This is a genomic window from Kaistia terrae (genome assembly GCF_026344005.1).
GTDB classification, from domain to species: domain Bacteria; phylum Pseudomonadota; class Alphaproteobacteria; order Rhizobiales; family Kaistiaceae; genus Kaistia; species Kaistia terrae.
Genome location: NZ_JAPKNH010000001.1, coordinates 197,134 through 212,461, shown reverse-complemented (window position 1 = coordinate 212,461; position 15,328 = coordinate 197,134). Strand labels below are relative to the sequence as shown.

Sequence of the window (15,328 nt, the reverse complement as noted above, 5' to 3'; positions counted from 1 at the left end):
CGCCCCCTACTCGTTCCAGCTCTTCAGGCCCAGCAACTTCTCGCCCAGCGGCGAGAGCGTCGCCGTTTCGGCATTATGCTTTTCCCATTCGCGCGGGTCGCCCGGGAAGGCTTCGCGCTGCGGATGGTCATGCTCGCGCCAGAGGCGGATGCGCTCGGCTCGCTCGGCGACATTCGCCTCTTCGGCGGGATGCATGGAAATGTACTGCGCCATGCGGACGCGGTCGTCCGAATGGTTGGGCCGGACGCCATGGGCCAGCAGCGAATTGAAGATCAGCAAGTCGCCGGCTTCCATCTCGATATTGGTGATCGTGAGCCCCGTCGTGTCGGGATGCATCGGGTCGCGGTCTTCAGGCTGCGTCTTCACCCATGCATCGAAATTGGCAAACAGTTCCGGGATGCACTGGAAGCCGCCGACGTCGCCGTCCTGCTTCTTCAGGCTCAAAACGCCCTGCACGCCGATCGGAGCTGGAACCAGCGAGGTGTCGGCATCCCAATGGATGAAGCCGTTCGGATTGCCCTTCACCTTCTTCGGCGGATTGAGATTGGCGCGGTCGATCGTCACCCATAGGTCCTCGCGGTCCCAGATGTCGACGAAGGCATCATAGACCCGCTGCTGCTGGCGATTGTCCCAGAGATACTGGTGATTGTAGATCTCCAGCATGCCTGTGCCATTCAGCTCCTTCATCAGGTGATCGCGGCGCTGCGGCGCATACCAGGTGGCCGGATCGGCGGGGTCCTTCTCGTCGAACTGCCAGAGCAGCTCGACCAGCCGCTCGACATTCTCCTTCGGCACGGCCTGGCGGAGAATGACATAGCCCTTGGTGGTCCAGTGCTGCCAGTCGGCTTCGCTCAGGACGCGCAAAGGCAGCGTCTTCACGATGTCCTTCAGCTGCGTTTCCTGGTGCGTCGTCGGGTGGCTGTCGCGCTTGGCGGCCATGGACATCATTTCTCTCCCTGATCTCCCGCATCCCTCTCGGATGCTTCTGACGCAAGATTAGCGAGACGGCGGCGCGCGTGTTCGCGGATCCCGGCGAAAACTGATACGATTCCAGCGTCAACGAGCCAGCGAGATCCAGATGAGGCCGTTTCTTGAGAGATTGGCGCTGCCGGAAGACGCCTCCTGGGCGACGCTGAACCGCCGTCTCGACGGCGAAATCCCGTTCCAGTGGCATCATCATCCCGAGTTCGAATTGACGATGACGCTGAACTCGCGCGGCCAGCGCTTCATCGGCGACCATATCGGCAGCTATGACGACGGCGACCTCGTGCTGGTCGGGCCCAATCTGCCGCATAGCTGGTGCTCGGCCGAGAAGGTCGAGGCTGCCAAACCGCATGTGGCGCTGGTGATGTGGTTTTTGCCGCAATGGACGGCGCCGCTCGGCGGCGTGTTCACCGAACTGCGCGCCGTAGCCGCCATGCTGGCGCGGGCCCAGACGGGGCTGCAGTTCTCGGCCGCCACCGCCTCAAGTGCGCGCCCCTTGATCGAGGAACTGTTCACGCTGCCGCCGGACGAGCGGTTGATCCAGCTTCTGCTAGTGCTGACGCTGCTTTCGCGCGATGCGGAAGCCGAACCGCTGGCCTCGCCGCTCGCTTTGCCTGCGCCGGACAAGCCCGTCGATCGCGGCCGCATCGACCGGGTTCTTGATCATGTGCATCGTCACTATGCCGAGAAACTGACGATCGAAGCGCTGGCCGACATCGCGGCGCTGAGCCCTTCCGGCCTGCACCGGCTGTTCCTGCGTCACACCGGCCAAAGTGTGACTAGCTACCTGGCAAGATTGCGCATCGGCGCCGCCTGCGCGCTGCTCTCTGGCGGAACCCGGCCGATCGCAATGATTGCCGACGATGTCGGCTATGACTCGCTGGCCAATTTCAATCGCCAGTTCAAGGCGCAACGTTCCGTGACACCGCGCCAGTATCGGCAGAGGTTTCGGATGGGTGGGTAGGCGCCCCCCGGTGACGCATCCTCCGGCGGCGTCCTCGCCAAGGCCATGACACCCTCCCCGTCATCCCTGCGAAAGCAGGGATCCATACAGCCGAAACATCGGGAGGTTCGCCGGGAAGAACCCGGCAACAGGCGCGAACTTCACCTCTCCCTGAGGGAGAGGTCGACGCACGCAGTGCGGCGGGTGAGGGTTTACGGCCTCACCGGATGGTTTCCTAAACCCTCACCCGGAGCTTCGCTCCGACCTCTCCCTCAGGGAGAGGTAAAGGACGGATGAGTGTGCCCTACCCCTTCGGCGCTTCCGTCTCGGGGATCTCGCCCGGCCAGGCGACGATGAACTCTTCATATTCCTCGACCGGAATGTCGCTCTCGCTCACCGTCCGGCCAGCCGCTGAAATGCCGGCTTCGTGCACCGTTTCCGGATCGCCTGAAACCAGCGGGTGCCACCAGTAGAGGTCGCGTCCCTCGGCGATCAGGCGATAGCCGCAGGTCGGCGGCAGCCAGGTCAGCGTGCGCACCGTCTCGGGATCGAGCGGGATGCAATCGGGAACAAAATCATGCCGGTTCGGATAATCGCGGCAACGGCAGGTTTCATCGTCGAGCAGTTCGCAGGCGATCGCCGTCCAGACGATCTCACCCGTGTCCCAATCCTCGAGCTTGTTCAAACAGCAACGCGCGCAGCCGTCGCAGAGCGATTCCCACTGCGTCGAACTCATCTCCTCCAGCGTCAGCCGCTTCCAGAACGGCGTTTCGTCGCTTGCAGGCAAAGCTTGGTCGCCGACTGACAAAAGCGGGTCGCTCGACGGCAGGGGGGAGCTCGATGGCAAGACTACCGTTGCGGCATCCTGTGGCGCGGAGGTCGCAGCATCGGGTGCGTCCTTTCCTTGCACGGGCATGGAGATTGCGTATCCTCTGTCAATCGGCGAAAACCAGCCTGGGCTTGAGGCGGTCCGATCACCGGGCATTCCGAATGGCGCGGCCAAGCGCTGGGAATGCAATGTTCGACCGCCTTTTAGAACCATTCGAGGGTTATTGGAACAGGCCTTGCGCAAGCTTTGGGATCGCATTTCAGATTGGATCCACTCCCGCCTGCCAGGCGCGGGTCGTCCGAACTCTGCCTCCGGCGCCCCGAACGCTCCCTCCGATACACCCGCTGAGCCGAAGCGGCCGCTGCGGCTGATCGAGATCGATGCCTATATCGATTCCACGCTCTATCGGATCTGGACCGGGCTGAAGGACGGAGCCGAGGCGCTGTCGCGCTTCACCCGGCGCTTCCGCATGACCGGCTGGCGCCGCGCGCCGTTCGAGCTCTTGGGCGACGGCCTGACCATGGCGACCGGCGGCGCTATCGTGATGCTGACGCTGGCCCTGCCCGCCTTCGACGCGACCAAGCAGGACTGGCTGGCGCAATCGGATTATTCCGTCACCTTCCTCGACCGCTACGGCGCCGAGATCGGCAAGCGCGGCGCGCGCCATTCCGACGCCGTGCCGCTGGAAGACATGCCGGACAGCCTGATCAAGGCGACGCTGGCGACCGAGGACCGGCGCTTCTACACCCATTTCGGCATCGACATCATCGGCACCGCGCGCGCGCTGGTCGAGAATCTGCGCAACGACGCCGTGCGCCAGGGCGGATCGTCGATCACCCAGCAACTAGCGAAGAACCTGTTCCTGACCAACGAGCGCTCGCTCGACCGCAAGATCAAGGAAGCCTTCCTCGCGCTCTATCTGGAGAGCAACCTTTCCAAGCACGATATCCTGCAGCTCTACCTCGACCGCGCCTATATGGGCGGCGGCAATTCGGGAGCAGCCGCGGCGGCGGAATTCTATTTCGGCAAGAAGGTCGGCGATATCAACCTGGCCGAGTCCGCCATGCTCGCCGGCCTCTACAAGGCGCCCTCGCGCTGGGCGCCGCATGTCAATTTGCCGGCGGCGCGCGCCCGCGCCAATGACGTGCTCACCAACATGGTGCAGGCTGGCTTCATGACCGAGGGCCAGGTGATGGGGGCTCGCCGCAAGCCCGCCGACGTGGTCCGCCGCGCCGCCGACGCCTCGCCCGACTATTTCCTCGACTGGGCGTTCGAGGAGACCAAGAAACAGGTGCCGAATGGCGATCGCAGCCTGATCGTCCGCTCGACCGTCGATATGAACCTGCAGACCGCCGCTGATGAAGCCATCGAGGGGGCCTTGCGCGATTCCGGCGAGCGTTACCGCGTCAGCCAAGCGGCCATGGTGGTGGCGGAGCCGGATGGCGCCGTCCGCGCGATGGTCGGCGGCCGCGACTATGGCGACAGCCAGTTCAACCGCGCCACCGATGCGCTGCGCCAGCCGGGCTCCTCGTTCAAGCCCTTCGTCTATACGGCGGCGATCCAGCACGGCTACACGCCGAAGAGCATCGTCGTCGACGCGCCGATCTCGATCGGCAACTGGTCGCCGAAGAACTATGGCGGCCGCTTCATGGGTTCGATCCCGCTCACCACCGCGCTGGTGCATTCGCTCAATACCGTCGCCGTGCGTCTTGCCGGCGCTGTCGGCCGGCCGGCGATCATCGAATTGGCCCACAAGATGGGCATCACCACCAACATCATCAATTCGAAGTCGCTGCCGCTGGGCGCAACCGATGTGCGCGTCGTCGACATGACGGGCGCCTATGCCGTGTTCGCCAATGGCGGCCTCAAGGCGACGCCCTATCCCTTCACCCAGATCGTCAACAGCCAGGGCAAGGTGGTCTTCGACCGCAAGCGCGACGTCGCCCCGCCCGAGCGCGTGCTCGACGAAAAGGTCGTCGGCATGATGAACGAGATGCTGGGCCAGGTTCCCGAACGCGGCACCGGCCGCGGCGCCAAGCTGGAAGGCATCAAGACGGCCGGCAAGACCGGCACGACCAACGCCTATCGCGACGCCTGGTTCATGGGCTTCACCGGCAATTATGTCGGCGGCGTCTGGTTCGGCAATGACGACTTCACCTCGTCGAACAAGATGACCGGCGGCTCGCTGCCGGCGCAGACGTGGAAGCGCGTCATGACCTATGCCCATAACGGCATCGAGCTGAAGCCGATCCCCTTTATCGACGAACCGGCATCCGACGGCCCGCGCCCGGCGCCCGCCATCGCCAGCACCGACGCGAACCAGCGCCCGCTTTCGCTTTCGGCCCGAACGACCGAGCGACTGCTTGCGCTCGAAAAGCTGTTCCAGACAGCGCCGCCGCTGAAGCCGCTGCAGGCGGTTTACTTCGAGTCCGAGCCGAACATCCGCGCCGCCCAGCTCGGCGCGGAGACGGCGCAGCCCTGACATCAGTCGGGGTGGCCATTTTCCGGCCCGACCGCGCAAAGCCACCGGCATGGTCATAGCCGGACGGCGGACGCCCTCTGAACTTCGACCGATTTTCAGAACAATTTGTCGCCATTAAAAAATCAGATCAAAACTATATTCCAAATATATACTTACGTATAGTTTAACTAACTATGTAATATTGCAACAGGACCACAACTATAACGGGGAAGGGTTCGTTTATCGCTCGACGTTCACCCTTTCGTCATGGCTAGATCCACTATCGTTCCTTTAGACGAGAATGGATCACGGAGGCTATTGGATGAAGACCGCAATCGCGCTCGCCATCGCGCTCGGGCTGGCCGGCACGGCCCACGCCGCAGACCTGGCGCCAGCGCCCTTGCCCGCGCCGGAGCCGATATTCACCTGGACCGGCGTCTATATCGGCGTCCATGGCGGCTATGCTTGGGGCGACTTCAAGTCTGAGCCGACCGACGCCTATGGCGGCCAGAAGCCGGACGGCTTCTTCGGTGGCGCCCAGGCCGGCTACAATTATCAATTCTCGAACAACATCGTCCTGGGCATCGAGGCGGACGCTTCCTTCGGCGACCAGAAGGACGATATCTCCGTCCTGCTCGGCGACCCGGCGGACACATCCTTTGCCCTCGACTACAACACCAAGATCGACGCCTTCGGCACGGTGCGCGCCCGCGCCGGCTATGCCTTCGACCGCTTCCTGCCCTATGTCACAGGCGGCCTTGCCTGGGCGAAGACCGAATTCGACTTTCGTCGGGTCGTGACGGCGGACGGGGTAGTCGCGATCGACAACAGCGCGTCCGACAAGCAGACCTCCACCGGCTGGACCGTCGGCGCCGGCCTCGAATACGCCGTCACCAACAACATCACGGCGAAGGTCGAATATCTCTATGCCGATCTCGGCTCGACGGATTTCGACCTCGGAACGCCGGTCTCCGCCGACCTCACCCTGCAGACGGTCAAGTTCGGCCTGAACTACAAGTTCTGATCAGAGCTCCTTCGAGACGGCGGCGTTGCCATGGCAGCGCCGCCGTTTCTATGGCGAAACACTTTGTCTCCCTTCGCATTGTCAGAAATTTCAATTTCAGTTCAATAATTTAATATGTTGCTTGTCGGCCACGGACGGTGCGCTTCATTCCGGCTAGACGTTCCTCCAACTCTTGGGGAACATTATGATCAAGCAAGCATTCGGCCTCGCTTTCGCGACCGCCTTCAGCCTCGGTTCGACGGCCCATGCGGCGGACCTGACAGTCGTCCCCGAGGACGTCGTCATCGCGGCCCCGTCCTTCAACTGGACCGGCTTCTACGCCGGTGTCCACGCGGGCTACGGCAAGGCCACACTCGATAGCGAAATGACCGATACGTACGGCGAGGGCAATGGCAACAAGCCGGATGGCTTCTTCGGCGGCGGCCAGCTCGGCTACAACTACCAGTTCTCCAACAACATCGTGCTCGGTATCGAGGCAGACGCCGCTTTCGCCGACCTGAAGGACAACGGCGCCCTGCGCATAGGCGACAGAGACCAGTACTTCGAAGTTGGCACCCGCAGCAAAATCACGGCGCTTGGCACGGTTCGCGCGCGCGCCGGCTATGCCGTCGATCGCTTTCTCCCCTATGTGACGGGTGGTTTTGCCTGGGCCAACGCAGAGTCTGAGGTCTACATCGCCAGCAACATCCCGAACGCTTCAAACGTCAGCTCCAGCGACAGCCAGGTCTTCACCGGCTGGACGATCGGCGCCGGCCTCGAATATGCCGTCACCAACAACATCACCGCCAAAGTCGAATATCTCTATGCCGACCTCGGCTCGAATGATTTCACCGCGAATGTTTTGGGCGGAAGCGGCCAGTACAACGCCGACCTCTCCTCGCTCCAGACGGTCAAGTTTGGCCTGAACTACAAGTTCTGATCAGAGCTCCTTCGAGACGGCGGCGTTGCCACGGCAGCGCCGCCATTTTTATGGCGAAACACTGTGGCAACCGTCGTATTGGCGGTCATTTTGATTTCGGACCAATAATATAGGGTGTTGCTCGTCGGGCACGGACGGCGCACGTCATTCCAGCTACGTTCTCTCAACTCTTGGGGGAAACATCATGATCAAGCACGCACTCGGCCTGGCTTTCGTCGCCGCATTCGGGCTCGGATCGACTGCCCATGCGGCGGACCTGACAGTGGTCACCGAGGACGTCGTCATCGCCGCTCCGGTCTTCAGCTGGACCGGCTTCTACGCCGGCGTCCATGCCGGCTATGGCTGGGCCGACCTCGACAATGATTTGACCGATGCCGCAGGCGCGGGCAACAAGCCGGATGGCTTCTTCGGCGGTGGCCAGATCGGCTACAATTACCAGCTCTCGAACCAGATCGTTCTCGGCCTCGAAGCGGACGCCGCTTTTGCCGACTTCAAGGATGACTTCGCGGCCCCGGGTCCCGATGGCGGCCTGTTTACCGCCTATACGAAGATCACCGCGCTCGGCACGGTTCGCGCCCGCGCCGGCTATGCCATCGACCGCTTCCTGCCCTATGTCACGGGCGGCTTCGCCTGGGCCAATGCCAAATCCGGCCTGGACGTCAGTGGCTATCCGGGCCTTCCGAACTTTGGCGTTGGCGACAGCCAGATGCACACCGGCTGGACGGTCGGCGCCGGCGTCGAATATGCCGTCACCGACAACGTCACCGCCAAGGTCGAGTATCTCTATGCCGATCTCGGCTCGAAAGAATACAACGTCGAGGTGTTTGGACCAGGGAGCCGGCTGAACGCCGACCTCTCCTCGCTGCAGACGGTCAAGTTCGGCCTGAACTACAAGTTCTGATCGACGCCTCGCGCGCTATGCTCCCGAAGTCCCCGTGCAGACCAGCGCGGGGACTTTCTCGTCCAGCCCCCGAACGGGCTGTCCGCCGCGCCCCTGCGCGCTCAGTCCGGATGCAACCGTTCCGTCTTTGACGCTGGGTTGCATCGCGCCGTCTTCCTGATCATTCTGTCGCCCCGTTTCTCGTCTCGGAGTTTTCCATGGCCGCCGTCGATACCGCCCTAACCGCTGCCCAGGACAAGCGCGCCGCGCGGCTCGATGCAGTCATCGACGCGGCGATCCGGGACGAAGTGATCGTCGGCGCCGTCGTGCTGGTCGCGGAAGATGGCGAACTGGTCTATCGGCGCACAGCCGGCCATGCCGATCGCGAGAGCGGTCGCCGCACCACCGAGGACACCATCTTCCGCCTCGCTTCCGTCACCAAGCCGCTGGTCGCCGCCGCCGCGCTTTCGCTGGCGGAAGCGGGTGTGATCGGCCTTGACGATCCGGTGACGCGCTTCCTGCCGGATTTCCGGCCAAAGCTTGCCGATGGCAGCGAACCCGTCATCACGCTGCGCCACCTGCTTACCCATACGAGCGGGCTGATCTACGGCTATGACAAATCAGCCGGCATCTCGGAGGGGCTCGACCAGCCGGGACGCGGCATGGAAGAAAACCTCGCCAAGATCGCCGCGCATCCGCTGGCCTTTGCGCCGGGCACGGCCTGGTACTATTCGGTCGGCATCGACGTGCTGGGTGGTGTGCTCGAAAAGGCGACCGGCGAAAGCCTGCCCGATATCGTCGCCAACCGCGTGACGAAACCGCTCGGCATGACCGACACCGCGTTCCTGCCGACCGACCGGAGCCGCCTCGCCGCCGCCTATGCCGATGGCGATCCCCGCCCGGTGGTGATGGCGGAGCATCAGCCCGTCACCGGCAAGATGGGCACCGTCACTTTCGCGCCGAACCGCAATTTCGATCCGAATTCGTTCCCTTCAGGCGGCGCGGGCATGTTCGGCACGGCCGGCGACATCCTGGCCTTCCTGGAAGCGATGCGGCGGGGCGGCGGCCCGGTTCTTTCCGCCGAAAGCCTGGCGCTGCTGTCGACCAATGCGATCGGCAAATTCGACACCACGGTTCCCGGACGCGGCTTCAGCCTCGGCTGGTCGATCACCTGGGATCCGGCCGCCAGCGCCTCGCCGTTCTCGCCCGGCACCTGGCAATGGGGCGGCGTCTACGGCCATTCCTGGTTCGTCGATCCGGTCCGCAAGCTGTCGGTGGTGTCGTTCTCGAACACGGCGCTGGCCGGCGTCAACGGCCCCTACCCCGACGCCATCAAGGCTGCCGTCTACGGATAGTTTTTTTTCGGGTCCGCCAAGGGGGGGGGCGCCACCATCCCTTCACCTCTCCCTGAGGGAGAGGTCGACGGCCGAAGGCCGGCGGGTGAGGGTTTACGGCCTCACCGGATGGTTTCCTAAACGCTCGCCCGGAGCTTCGCTCCGACCTCTCCCTCGGGGAGAGGTAAGGAGCAGCGCGGGTCGGGTGTGGAAATCGGGCTCGCGTATCGAATGACGGGCCCGACGCTCAGGCCGCCTCGCCTGCTTCCTGATCAAAACCCTTGGTGACGGCGTCGGGCAGGCCGAAGATCGTGTCGAACACCCAGTTGAAGACGAACATGTAGACCGGGAAAAACACGATCAGCGCTGTATCGAGGATCAGCGCCTCGACGAGCGACATATCCATCCACCACGCCATCAGCGGAATGAGGAACACCAGCAGCGTGATCTGGAAGCCGAGTGCGTGCAGGACGCGGCGGCCTAGCGAGCGCGACCGAACCGGGCGGCTCGCCTCCCAGCGCTCGAACAAGCTCGTATAGGCAAGGTTCACCGTGACGGCGAGCGCCGAGGTCATGACGGCGAGCGGACCGGTATGCGAGGGCGCGGTGCCGGAAAGATACGCCAGTATGAGCGCGGATATGATGATCCCGGTAACCTCGAACGTCGAGATATAGACCACTCTGCGTAGAACACCCTGCACCGAAAAATCCTCTTGCAACACGCCGGAACCCGGCTGGAGTTGGCGGCTTATAGACGCTTTTCGAGATAGAAAAAGTTGCTATCTATCAATTCGATTGATAGATGATGGACATCATGTTCTCCAGCGACAGCATCGAACTCTTCCTGGCGGTGATCGATCACGGCTCGTTTTCGGCCGCCGCCCGCGCTTTGCACCGGGTTCCGTCCGCCGTCAGCATGGGCATCGGCAATCTGGAGGCCGAGCTTGGCTATGCGCTGTTCGACCGTCGCGCCCGGCAGGTATTTCCCACGCAGGCAGCGCAGGCCCTGCTGCCGCAGGCCCGCCTGATCGCCGAACAGCTGAAGCAACTCGACGCCCACGCCGCCGGCTTGTCCGATGGGCTGGAGACGCGGCTGTCAATCGGTGTCGGCGCGGAGATAGACAGTTCCAGGCTGATGAAGGCGATCTCGGTCGTCGCCGGCCACTATCCGCTGCTGACGATCGAGGTGGTGGCGGCGCCGCATGACGACATTCTTCGCCGAATGCGCAATTCGGAGATCAATCTCTGCGTCGCCTATGGCGAGTTGGAGACCAGCCTTCAGGAAGATTTCCAGTTTGTCGGCACGGAGACGCTGGTCGCGGTCGTCTCGGCACAACACGATTCGGAATTACTGACGGCCGAGACGCTGAGGCTCGATGATCTGTTTCAGCATCGCCAGATTGTCATCGCCAGCGGCGAGCTTCCGCTTTCCAATTTCCGCCAGCTGATTGCGCCGACCTACTGGCGCACCGACAATCAGGCCATGGCGGTCAACATGGTGAAGGCGGGCCTCGGCTGGGCCAACCTGCCGCTGGCCATCGCCGAGCCGCTGCGCCGAGACGGCAGCATCCGGATCCTGCCCTTCACCAATGTGACGAACGGCCTGAAACTGCCGCTCTACGCCCGCTGGATGAAACAGACCCCGCTGGGCAAGGCGGCCCAGGAATTTCTCTCGCTGCTGAAGGCAGGGTGAAGCTGCGAGGAGAGGCTGCCATCACCCGCAGGCCGCGCGATCTGATCGGCGCAAGGATCAGCCGTCCAGCCAGGCTGCGAGCCCGTCCAGGGTCTGCAATCCGTATTCCACGGCGCCGAAGCCGATGACCACCTTGCGGCGCTCGGGACTGGGATGGAGCTGGCGCAGGGTCAGCACCGTCTTGCCGTCGGCCTGCTCGTCGAAGGTCACCGTGGCGCGAAACCGGTCGGGATCGTCGGGGTCGGGCGTGCCATAGTCCATCACGATCCGCTCGTTCGGCACGATCTCCAGAAAGCGCATCAGGTTCGGGAAGCGCTGTTCCCGGCCCTCGAACACGCCCACCATATCGAACCGCCAAACCCCGCCCTCGCGGATATCGGCCTCGTGGCTCTCGATGGCGAGGCCGGCCGGGCCATACCATTCGGCCAGGGCCTTCGGGTCCATCCAGGCGGCAAAGACTTTTTCGCGAGGGTGGTTGAGCAGCTTCACCACCACGATCTCACGATCGAGCGACCAGGTCTCAAACGGGTTGGCCATGTCCTTCATCGTCCTCTCCCTTCTTGTCCAGGTAGATTTCCAGGCGATCCATCCGCTCCGTCCAGCGCCGGCGCTCCGCCTCCATCCAGTCGGCCGCCTCGTCGAAGCGCGCCGGCACCAACCGGCACCAGCGACTGCGCCCGCGCTTCTCGCTGACGATCAGCCCGCAATCCTCCAGCACCTTCAAATGCTGGGCGAAGGAGGGCAGCGCCATGTCGAAAGGCTCGGCCAGGGCGCTCACCGCCACCTCCCCTTCCGCCAGCCGCGACACCACCGCGCGGCGGGTCGGGTCGCTGAGCGCGTGAAAGGCAAGGTCGAGGGGGGCTAAATGGTAAGGCATATGCCTTAGTAAACCGGAAAAGCGCGTCGGTCAAGAAAACTAAGGCAACTGCCTTACTATGCGCGACCGGCGTTTTAGGGCCAGATTCCAGCCGCTTGCGTGGAACCAATGACGGACGAGACTGTTCAATTGTTGAATTGGATACGATGCTGAAAAACCCTGCCGCTGGGGAAGCGGTAACCTTGAGGAACCTCCCATCATGATGATTTCGTCCAGAATTCGTTCGGTCGCGGTTGCCGTCATCGCCGCCGGGGCTGTCAGCATGGCCACCGCCGCGCATGCCGACAGCGGGACGATCCGCTTCTCCGTCTTCAAGGCTGCCTTCTTCGTCGGCGGTTCCGGCGGCGACGGGACGCTGACCTTCAAGGGACGCCGCTATCCCGTCTCGATCGCCGGCATTTCGGGCGGCCTCGCCTTCGGCGCCTCCAAGACCTATTTCCAGGGCACCGTGCGCAATATCCGCCGCGCCAGCGACGTGACCGGCGCCTATGCCGCGGTTGGCGGCGGCGGCGCGGTCGGCAAGGGCGCCCAGGTCATCGTCATGACGAACGAAAAGGGCGCGCGGCTCGAACTGACCGGCAAGCAGGTCGGCCTTCAGGTCAATGCCGATCTCAGCGGCCTGGCAATCACCGTCAAGTAAGCGCCCTCGCCCCTGAAACCCGTGGATCGCCCGCGCCAAAACCGGGCAACGGCGATCCACACGGTGAAGCCGCTTGCGCTCTACGCCGGCTGGACGGCGGCCCGGCCAAGCTCCGTCAGCCCGTAGACTCCCCTGCTCTCCCGGACAAACCAGCCATAGACATTGCTCCGCAGGATTGTCGGAGCTCTCGCAACCAGCGTCTTCAACTGCTTCGGGCTTTGGGGGCCGGTCAGCAACGACGTCGCGCACAAAATGCAGTCCTGCCGGTAGGCAGTCATGATCGGCTTGCCGCGCCCGCCGCCGATCTGGGGATCGCCGACCCGGAGCTTGTGCTCCGCGAGCAGCCGGGAGCGTCGCTTGGGATCTCGGCGCGGCGTCGCGACGAAGGGTTCGAGGATGACGTCCACAGCGCCGGATGCCGAGACGGCGATGAGCCCGAAACCAAGCCGCCGGCACAGATTGCGGAACCGCGCATCGTGCTCCCGACCTTTCCCGGTCTTGGAGGATCGCGCTGCAAGCCAGACTTCGTCGCAGGCTGCCGCCCGGTTGACGCCCTGCATGACCAGTTCAAGATTGAAGCTCAGCTTCATCTCGCAAACGATGAGCACGGGCGGGTCGCCGTCTTTCACGCCGACCAGGTCGCAGCCATTGACCTCGCCTTTGACGGAATAGCCGGCGCCTTCCATGAAGGCCTTCAGTGGAAGATAGAGATCCGTCTCCGCCATCAACTTCGCTTGGGTCCCAATGCACACCCGCCTGCTTTAGCTGAGTCTCGCGGCTTGCACAGCGCATTGACGCGTTGCCGCCCTCTGGATTGATCGTGAGAGGGCCCAGTTGCAGCCTGGCGAACAACAACCCGACAGACACAATCATGCCGTCATCCTCGATCACCTTCAGCGCAGCGAAGGCCCGGGTTTGCCAATCGAGCGTTTTGACGGCAATCTCAGTTCGGCAAGTCGCTGGTCGGGCAGCAGATACGGGAAACGCCGAGATCATGGATATGGACAACATGGTGGCCGAGGGTGGCCCGATGCCGGAGGCGGCTGCGCCTGCAGCGCTCAACCGCCGCTCGTTTCTGATCGGCTCCGCTGCCGGCCTCGGCGCGCTGAGCCTCGCCGGTTGCGCGTCTTCGGGCGGCATGAGCTATTCGGAGGCCGTCCGGGCCTACGGACCGGTGGCCGACGCCAAATTCCCGATTGCCGCGGTGGATATCAGCAAGGTCGACCCGAAATATTACCGCCGCACCGTGCGCTATCCCAGCAAGGAAGCGCCGGGCACGATCATCATCGATCCCGCCAAGCACTATGTCTACCGCATCGAGGGCAACGACAACGCCACGCGCTACGGCGCCAATGTCGGCCGCGAGGGCTTCCTGTGGAGCGGCGAGGCCTATGTCGGCCGCAAGGCCGAATGGCCGACCTGGACGCCGCCCAAGGAGATGATCGCGCGCCAGCCCGAGGCGGCCAAATATGCCGCCGGCATGCCCGGAGGCCCCGACAATCCGCTCGGCGCCCGCACGCTCTACCTCTACCAGGACGGCAAATACACGCTTTACACGATCTACAGCACGCGCGTGGCGCGCTCGATCGGAACCGGCGTGACCAGCGGCTGCACCGGCCTGCTGACGCAGGACATGCTCGACCTCTATGCGCGCACGCCCGTCGACACGAAGGTGCTCGTCCTGCCGGCCTAGGCAGCGGGACCGGATCGCGGCGCATCCGGAGGGGGTTTGGATGTCGGACTTCAACGTCGGCTTCGTGATCTTCCCCGGCATGACCCAGCTCGACTTCACCGGGCCGTTCGAGGTTTTGAGCCGGCTGGGAACGCCGCCGTCGCTTTCCGCGCCCAGCCCGTTCCCGGACGCGAAAACCCATGTCATCGCGAAAACGCGGCTGCCGGTTATGAGCGATCGCGGGCTCGGCATCCTGCCGAGCTGCACCTTCCAGGATTGTCCGCCGCTGAACCTTATCTGCCTGCCCGGCGGCGCGGGCGTCGTCGATGCGCTGGCCGATGACGAGACGATCGATTTCATCCGCCGCGAGGGCGAGCGCGCCGACTATGTGACGTCCGTCTGCGTCGGCGCCTTCCTGCTCGGCGCGGCCGGCCTGCTCCGGGGACGTCGCGCCACGACACACTGGGCCTATGTCGACCTGCTGCCGCGGGTCGGCGCCCGGCATGAGAAAGCGCGCGTCGTGCGCGACGGAAATGTCTTCACCTCGGGCGGCGTTACCTCGGGCATCGATTTCGCCTTCGCCATCGTCGCGGAGCTTGCCGGTGCGGAAGTCGCCAAGGCGATCCAGCTGGCGATCGAATACGACCCCGCCCCGCCCTTCGATGCCGGCCACCCGGACAAGGCTTCGGAAGCCGCGATCGCGCTGATGATGAGCCGCAACGAAACGGCGCGCGCAAACCTCAGGCAAGCGCTGGACAACCGGTCCGCGCCGACATCCGGCTAGGCATTCTTTTTCAACGAAGCGGATGCCGGTTCGCACAAAGAGGGCGCGCCCCGGCCGGCCGGGCCTTACGACGCGGGGGCACTAGAGCTCGGCTCGGCGCGGCGTGACCGCGAAAGGATCGAGGAAGATGTCGACCGCCCACCTGCCGGCAATGTCCGAGATGGGGTGGGAAGCGGGCTAGCGGGTTTCCAGCGGTTTCGAGGGAAAGCGGACGCTGCGGTTGGCAAAGCTGGGGCAGATAGGAGACAGTCTGCTTACGGTTCCGAGTAATCGAAGCGGACGGCCATTT

Annotated in this window: 16 protein-coding genes; 10 read left to right on the top strand and 6 right to left on the bottom strand. The window is 63.8% G+C overall.

Features of this window, described 5'->3' with window-relative positions:
* Window positions 1–6: 6 nt before the first annotated feature.
* Window positions 7–945 (bottom strand): phytanoyl-CoA dioxygenase family protein, encoded by a 939-nt coding sequence (locus OSH12_RS01060; protein ID WP_266342420.1) that lies wholly within the window; start codon window positions 943–945, stop codon window positions 7–9.
* Between the two features lie 133 nt (window positions 946–1,078).
* Here OSH12_RS01060 and OSH12_RS01055 point away from each other — a divergent pair, with 133 nt between their 5' ends.
* On the top strand, window positions 1,079–1,948 hold the full coding sequence (locus OSH12_RS01055; RefSeq protein WP_266341644.1) for an AraC family transcriptional regulator: 870 nt from the start codon (window positions 1,079–1,081) through the stop codon (window positions 1,946–1,948).
* 283 nt (window positions 1,949–2,231) lie between these two features.
* Here OSH12_RS01055 and OSH12_RS01050 read toward each other — a convergent pair whose 3' ends face one another.
* Complete coding sequence (locus OSH12_RS01050) at window positions 2,232–2,714, bottom strand: YcgN family cysteine cluster protein (protein ID WP_266341643.1); 483 nt, start codon at window positions 2,712–2,714, stop codon at window positions 2,232–2,234.
* A gap of 277 nt (window positions 2,715–2,991) precedes the next feature.
* Between OSH12_RS01050 and OSH12_RS01045 the strand changes: the two genes are divergently transcribed.
* The 5 genes from OSH12_RS01045 to OSH12_RS01025 all read left to right on the top strand — a co-directional run bounded on the left by OSH12_RS01045 (window position 2,992) and on the right by OSH12_RS01025 (window position 9,395).
* Window positions 2,992–5,238: a transglycosylase domain-containing protein gene (locus OSH12_RS01045; protein ID WP_266341642.1), complete on the top strand. Its 2,247-nt coding sequence runs from the start codon at window positions 2,992–2,994 to the stop codon at window positions 5,236–5,238.
* Window positions 5,239–5,539: 301 nt separating this feature from the next.
* A complete protein-coding gene (locus tag OSH12_RS01040) occupies window positions 5,540–6,241 on the top strand; it encodes an outer membrane protein (RefSeq protein WP_266341641.1) in 702 nt (233 codons plus the stop codon).
* A gap of 184 nt (window positions 6,242–6,425) precedes the next feature.
* On the top strand, window positions 6,426–7,160 hold the full coding sequence (locus OSH12_RS01035; protein WP_266341640.1) for an outer membrane protein: 735 nt from the start codon (window positions 6,426–6,428) through the stop codon (window positions 7,158–7,160).
* 109 nt (window positions 7,161–7,269) lie between these two features.
* Window positions 7,270–8,061 carry an outer membrane protein gene (locus tag OSH12_RS01030; RefSeq protein WP_266342419.1) on the top strand — a complete coding sequence of 264 codons (792 nt, stop codon included), beginning with the start codon at window positions 7,270–7,272 and terminating at the stop codon, window positions 8,059–8,061.
* A gap of 197 nt (window positions 8,062–8,258) precedes the next feature.
* Window positions 8,259–9,395: a serine hydrolase domain-containing protein gene (locus OSH12_RS01025; RefSeq protein WP_266341639.1), complete on the top strand. Its 1,137-nt coding sequence runs from the start codon at window positions 8,259–8,261 to the stop codon at window positions 9,393–9,395.
* Window positions 9,396–9,621: 226 nt separating this feature from the next.
* Here OSH12_RS01025 and OSH12_RS01020 read toward each other — a convergent pair whose 3' ends face one another.
* Entirely contained in the window at window positions 9,622–10,074 is a 453-nt protein-coding gene (locus tag OSH12_RS01020; RefSeq protein ID WP_266341638.1) for a PACE efflux transporter, read from the bottom strand.
* Between the two features lie 101 nt (window positions 10,075–10,175).
* Here OSH12_RS01020 and OSH12_RS01015 point away from each other — a divergent pair, with 101 nt between their 5' ends.
* Window positions 10,176–11,066, top strand: a complete 891-nt coding sequence (locus OSH12_RS01015; protein WP_266341637.1) for a LysR family transcriptional regulator — start codon at window positions 10,176–10,178, stop codon at window positions 11,064–11,066.
* A 57-nt stretch (window positions 11,067–11,123) separates the two neighbouring features.
* On the opposite strand, the gene OSH12_RS01010 is transcribed toward OSH12_RS01015, so the two are convergent.
* Window positions 11,124–11,612: an SRPBCC family protein gene (locus OSH12_RS01010; RefSeq protein WP_266341636.1), complete on the bottom strand. Its 489-nt coding sequence runs from the start codon at window positions 11,610–11,612 to the stop codon at window positions 11,124–11,126.
* Window positions 11,587–11,943 carry an ArsR/SmtB family transcription factor gene (locus tag OSH12_RS01005; RefSeq protein WP_266341635.1) on the bottom strand — a complete coding sequence of 119 codons (357 nt, stop codon included), beginning with the start codon at window positions 11,941–11,943 and terminating at the stop codon, window positions 11,587–11,589. The genes OSH12_RS01010 and OSH12_RS01005 overlap by 26 nt, the downstream gene beginning before the upstream one ends.
* A 199-nt stretch (window positions 11,944–12,142) precedes the next feature.
* Here OSH12_RS01005 and OSH12_RS01000 point away from each other — a divergent pair, with 199 nt between their 5' ends.
* Window positions 12,143–12,583, top strand: coding sequence for a lipid-binding SYLF domain-containing protein (locus tag OSH12_RS01000; RefSeq protein ID WP_266341634.1), 441 nt, complete (start codon window positions 12,143–12,145; stop codon window positions 12,581–12,583).
* A gap of 80 nt (window positions 12,584–12,663) precedes the next feature.
* Here the strand turns inward: OSH12_RS01000 and OSH12_RS00995 are convergent, their stop codons facing one another.
* Window positions 12,664–13,269: a DUF2161 domain-containing phosphodiesterase gene (locus OSH12_RS00995; RefSeq protein ID WP_323180575.1), complete on the bottom strand. Its 606-nt coding sequence runs from the start codon at window positions 13,267–13,269 to the stop codon at window positions 12,664–12,666.
* Between the two features lie 308 nt (window positions 13,270–13,577).
* Here OSH12_RS00995 and OSH12_RS00990 point away from each other — a divergent pair, with 308 nt between their 5' ends.
* Together OSH12_RS00990 and OSH12_RS00985 are read left to right on the top strand one after the other, a co-directional pair.
* Window positions 13,578–14,276 (top strand): L,D-transpeptidase, encoded by a 699-nt coding sequence (locus tag OSH12_RS00990; RefSeq protein ID WP_380223983.1) that lies wholly within the window; start codon window positions 13,578–13,580, stop codon window positions 14,274–14,276.
* A gap of 40 nt (window positions 14,277–14,316) precedes the next feature.
* A complete protein-coding gene (locus OSH12_RS00985) occupies window positions 14,317–15,039 on the top strand; it encodes a DJ-1/PfpI family protein (protein ID WP_266341632.1) in 723 nt (240 codons plus the stop codon).
* The last annotated feature ends 289 nt before the right edge of the window (window positions 15,040–15,328 follow it).

Excerpts from the sequence above, each read along its gene's own strand:
- OSH12_RS01060 (WP_266342420.1), bottom strand. The coding sequence starts at position 945 with ATGTCCATGGCCGCCAAGCGCGACAGCCACCCGACGACGCACCAGGAA.
- OSH12_RS01055 (WP_266341644.1), top strand. The coding sequence starts at position 1,079 with ATGAGGCCGTTTCTTGAGAGATTGGCGCTGCCGGAAGACGCCTCCTGG.
- OSH12_RS01040 (WP_266341641.1), top strand. The coding sequence starts at position 5,540 with ATGAAGACCGCAATCGCGCTCGCCATCGCGCTCGGGCTGGCCGGCACG.
- OSH12_RS01035 (WP_266341640.1), top strand. The coding sequence starts at position 6,426 with ATGATCAAGCAAGCATTCGGCCTCGCTTTCGCGACCGCCTTCAGCCTC.
- OSH12_RS01025 (WP_266341639.1), top strand. The coding sequence starts at position 8,259 with ATGGCCGCCGTCGATACCGCCCTAACCGCTGCCCAGGACAAGCGCGCC.
- OSH12_RS01015 (WP_266341637.1), top strand. The coding sequence starts at position 10,176 with ATGATGGACATCATGTTCTCCAGCGACAGCATCGAACTCTTCCTGGCG.
- OSH12_RS01010 (WP_266341636.1), bottom strand. The coding sequence starts at position 11,612 with ATGAAGGACATGGCCAACCCGTTTGAGACCTGGTCGCTCGATCGTGAG.
- OSH12_RS01005 (WP_266341635.1), bottom strand. The coding sequence starts at position 11,943 with ATGCCTTACCATTTAGCCCCCCTCGACCTTGCCTTTCACGCGCTCAGC.
- OSH12_RS01000 (WP_266341634.1), top strand. The coding sequence starts at position 12,143 with ATGATGATTTCGTCCAGAATTCGTTCGGTCGCGGTTGCCGTCATCGCC.
- OSH12_RS00995 (WP_323180575.1), bottom strand. The coding sequence starts at position 13,269 with ATGGAAGGCGCCGGCTATTCCGTCAAAGGCGAGGTCAATGGCTGCGAC.
- OSH12_RS00990 (WP_380223983.1), top strand. The coding sequence starts at position 13,578 with ATGGATATGGACAACATGGTGGCCGAGGGTGGCCCGATGCCGGAGGCG.
- OSH12_RS00985 (WP_266341632.1), top strand. The coding sequence starts at position 14,317 with ATGTCGGACTTCAACGTCGGCTTCGTGATCTTCCCCGGCATGACCCAG.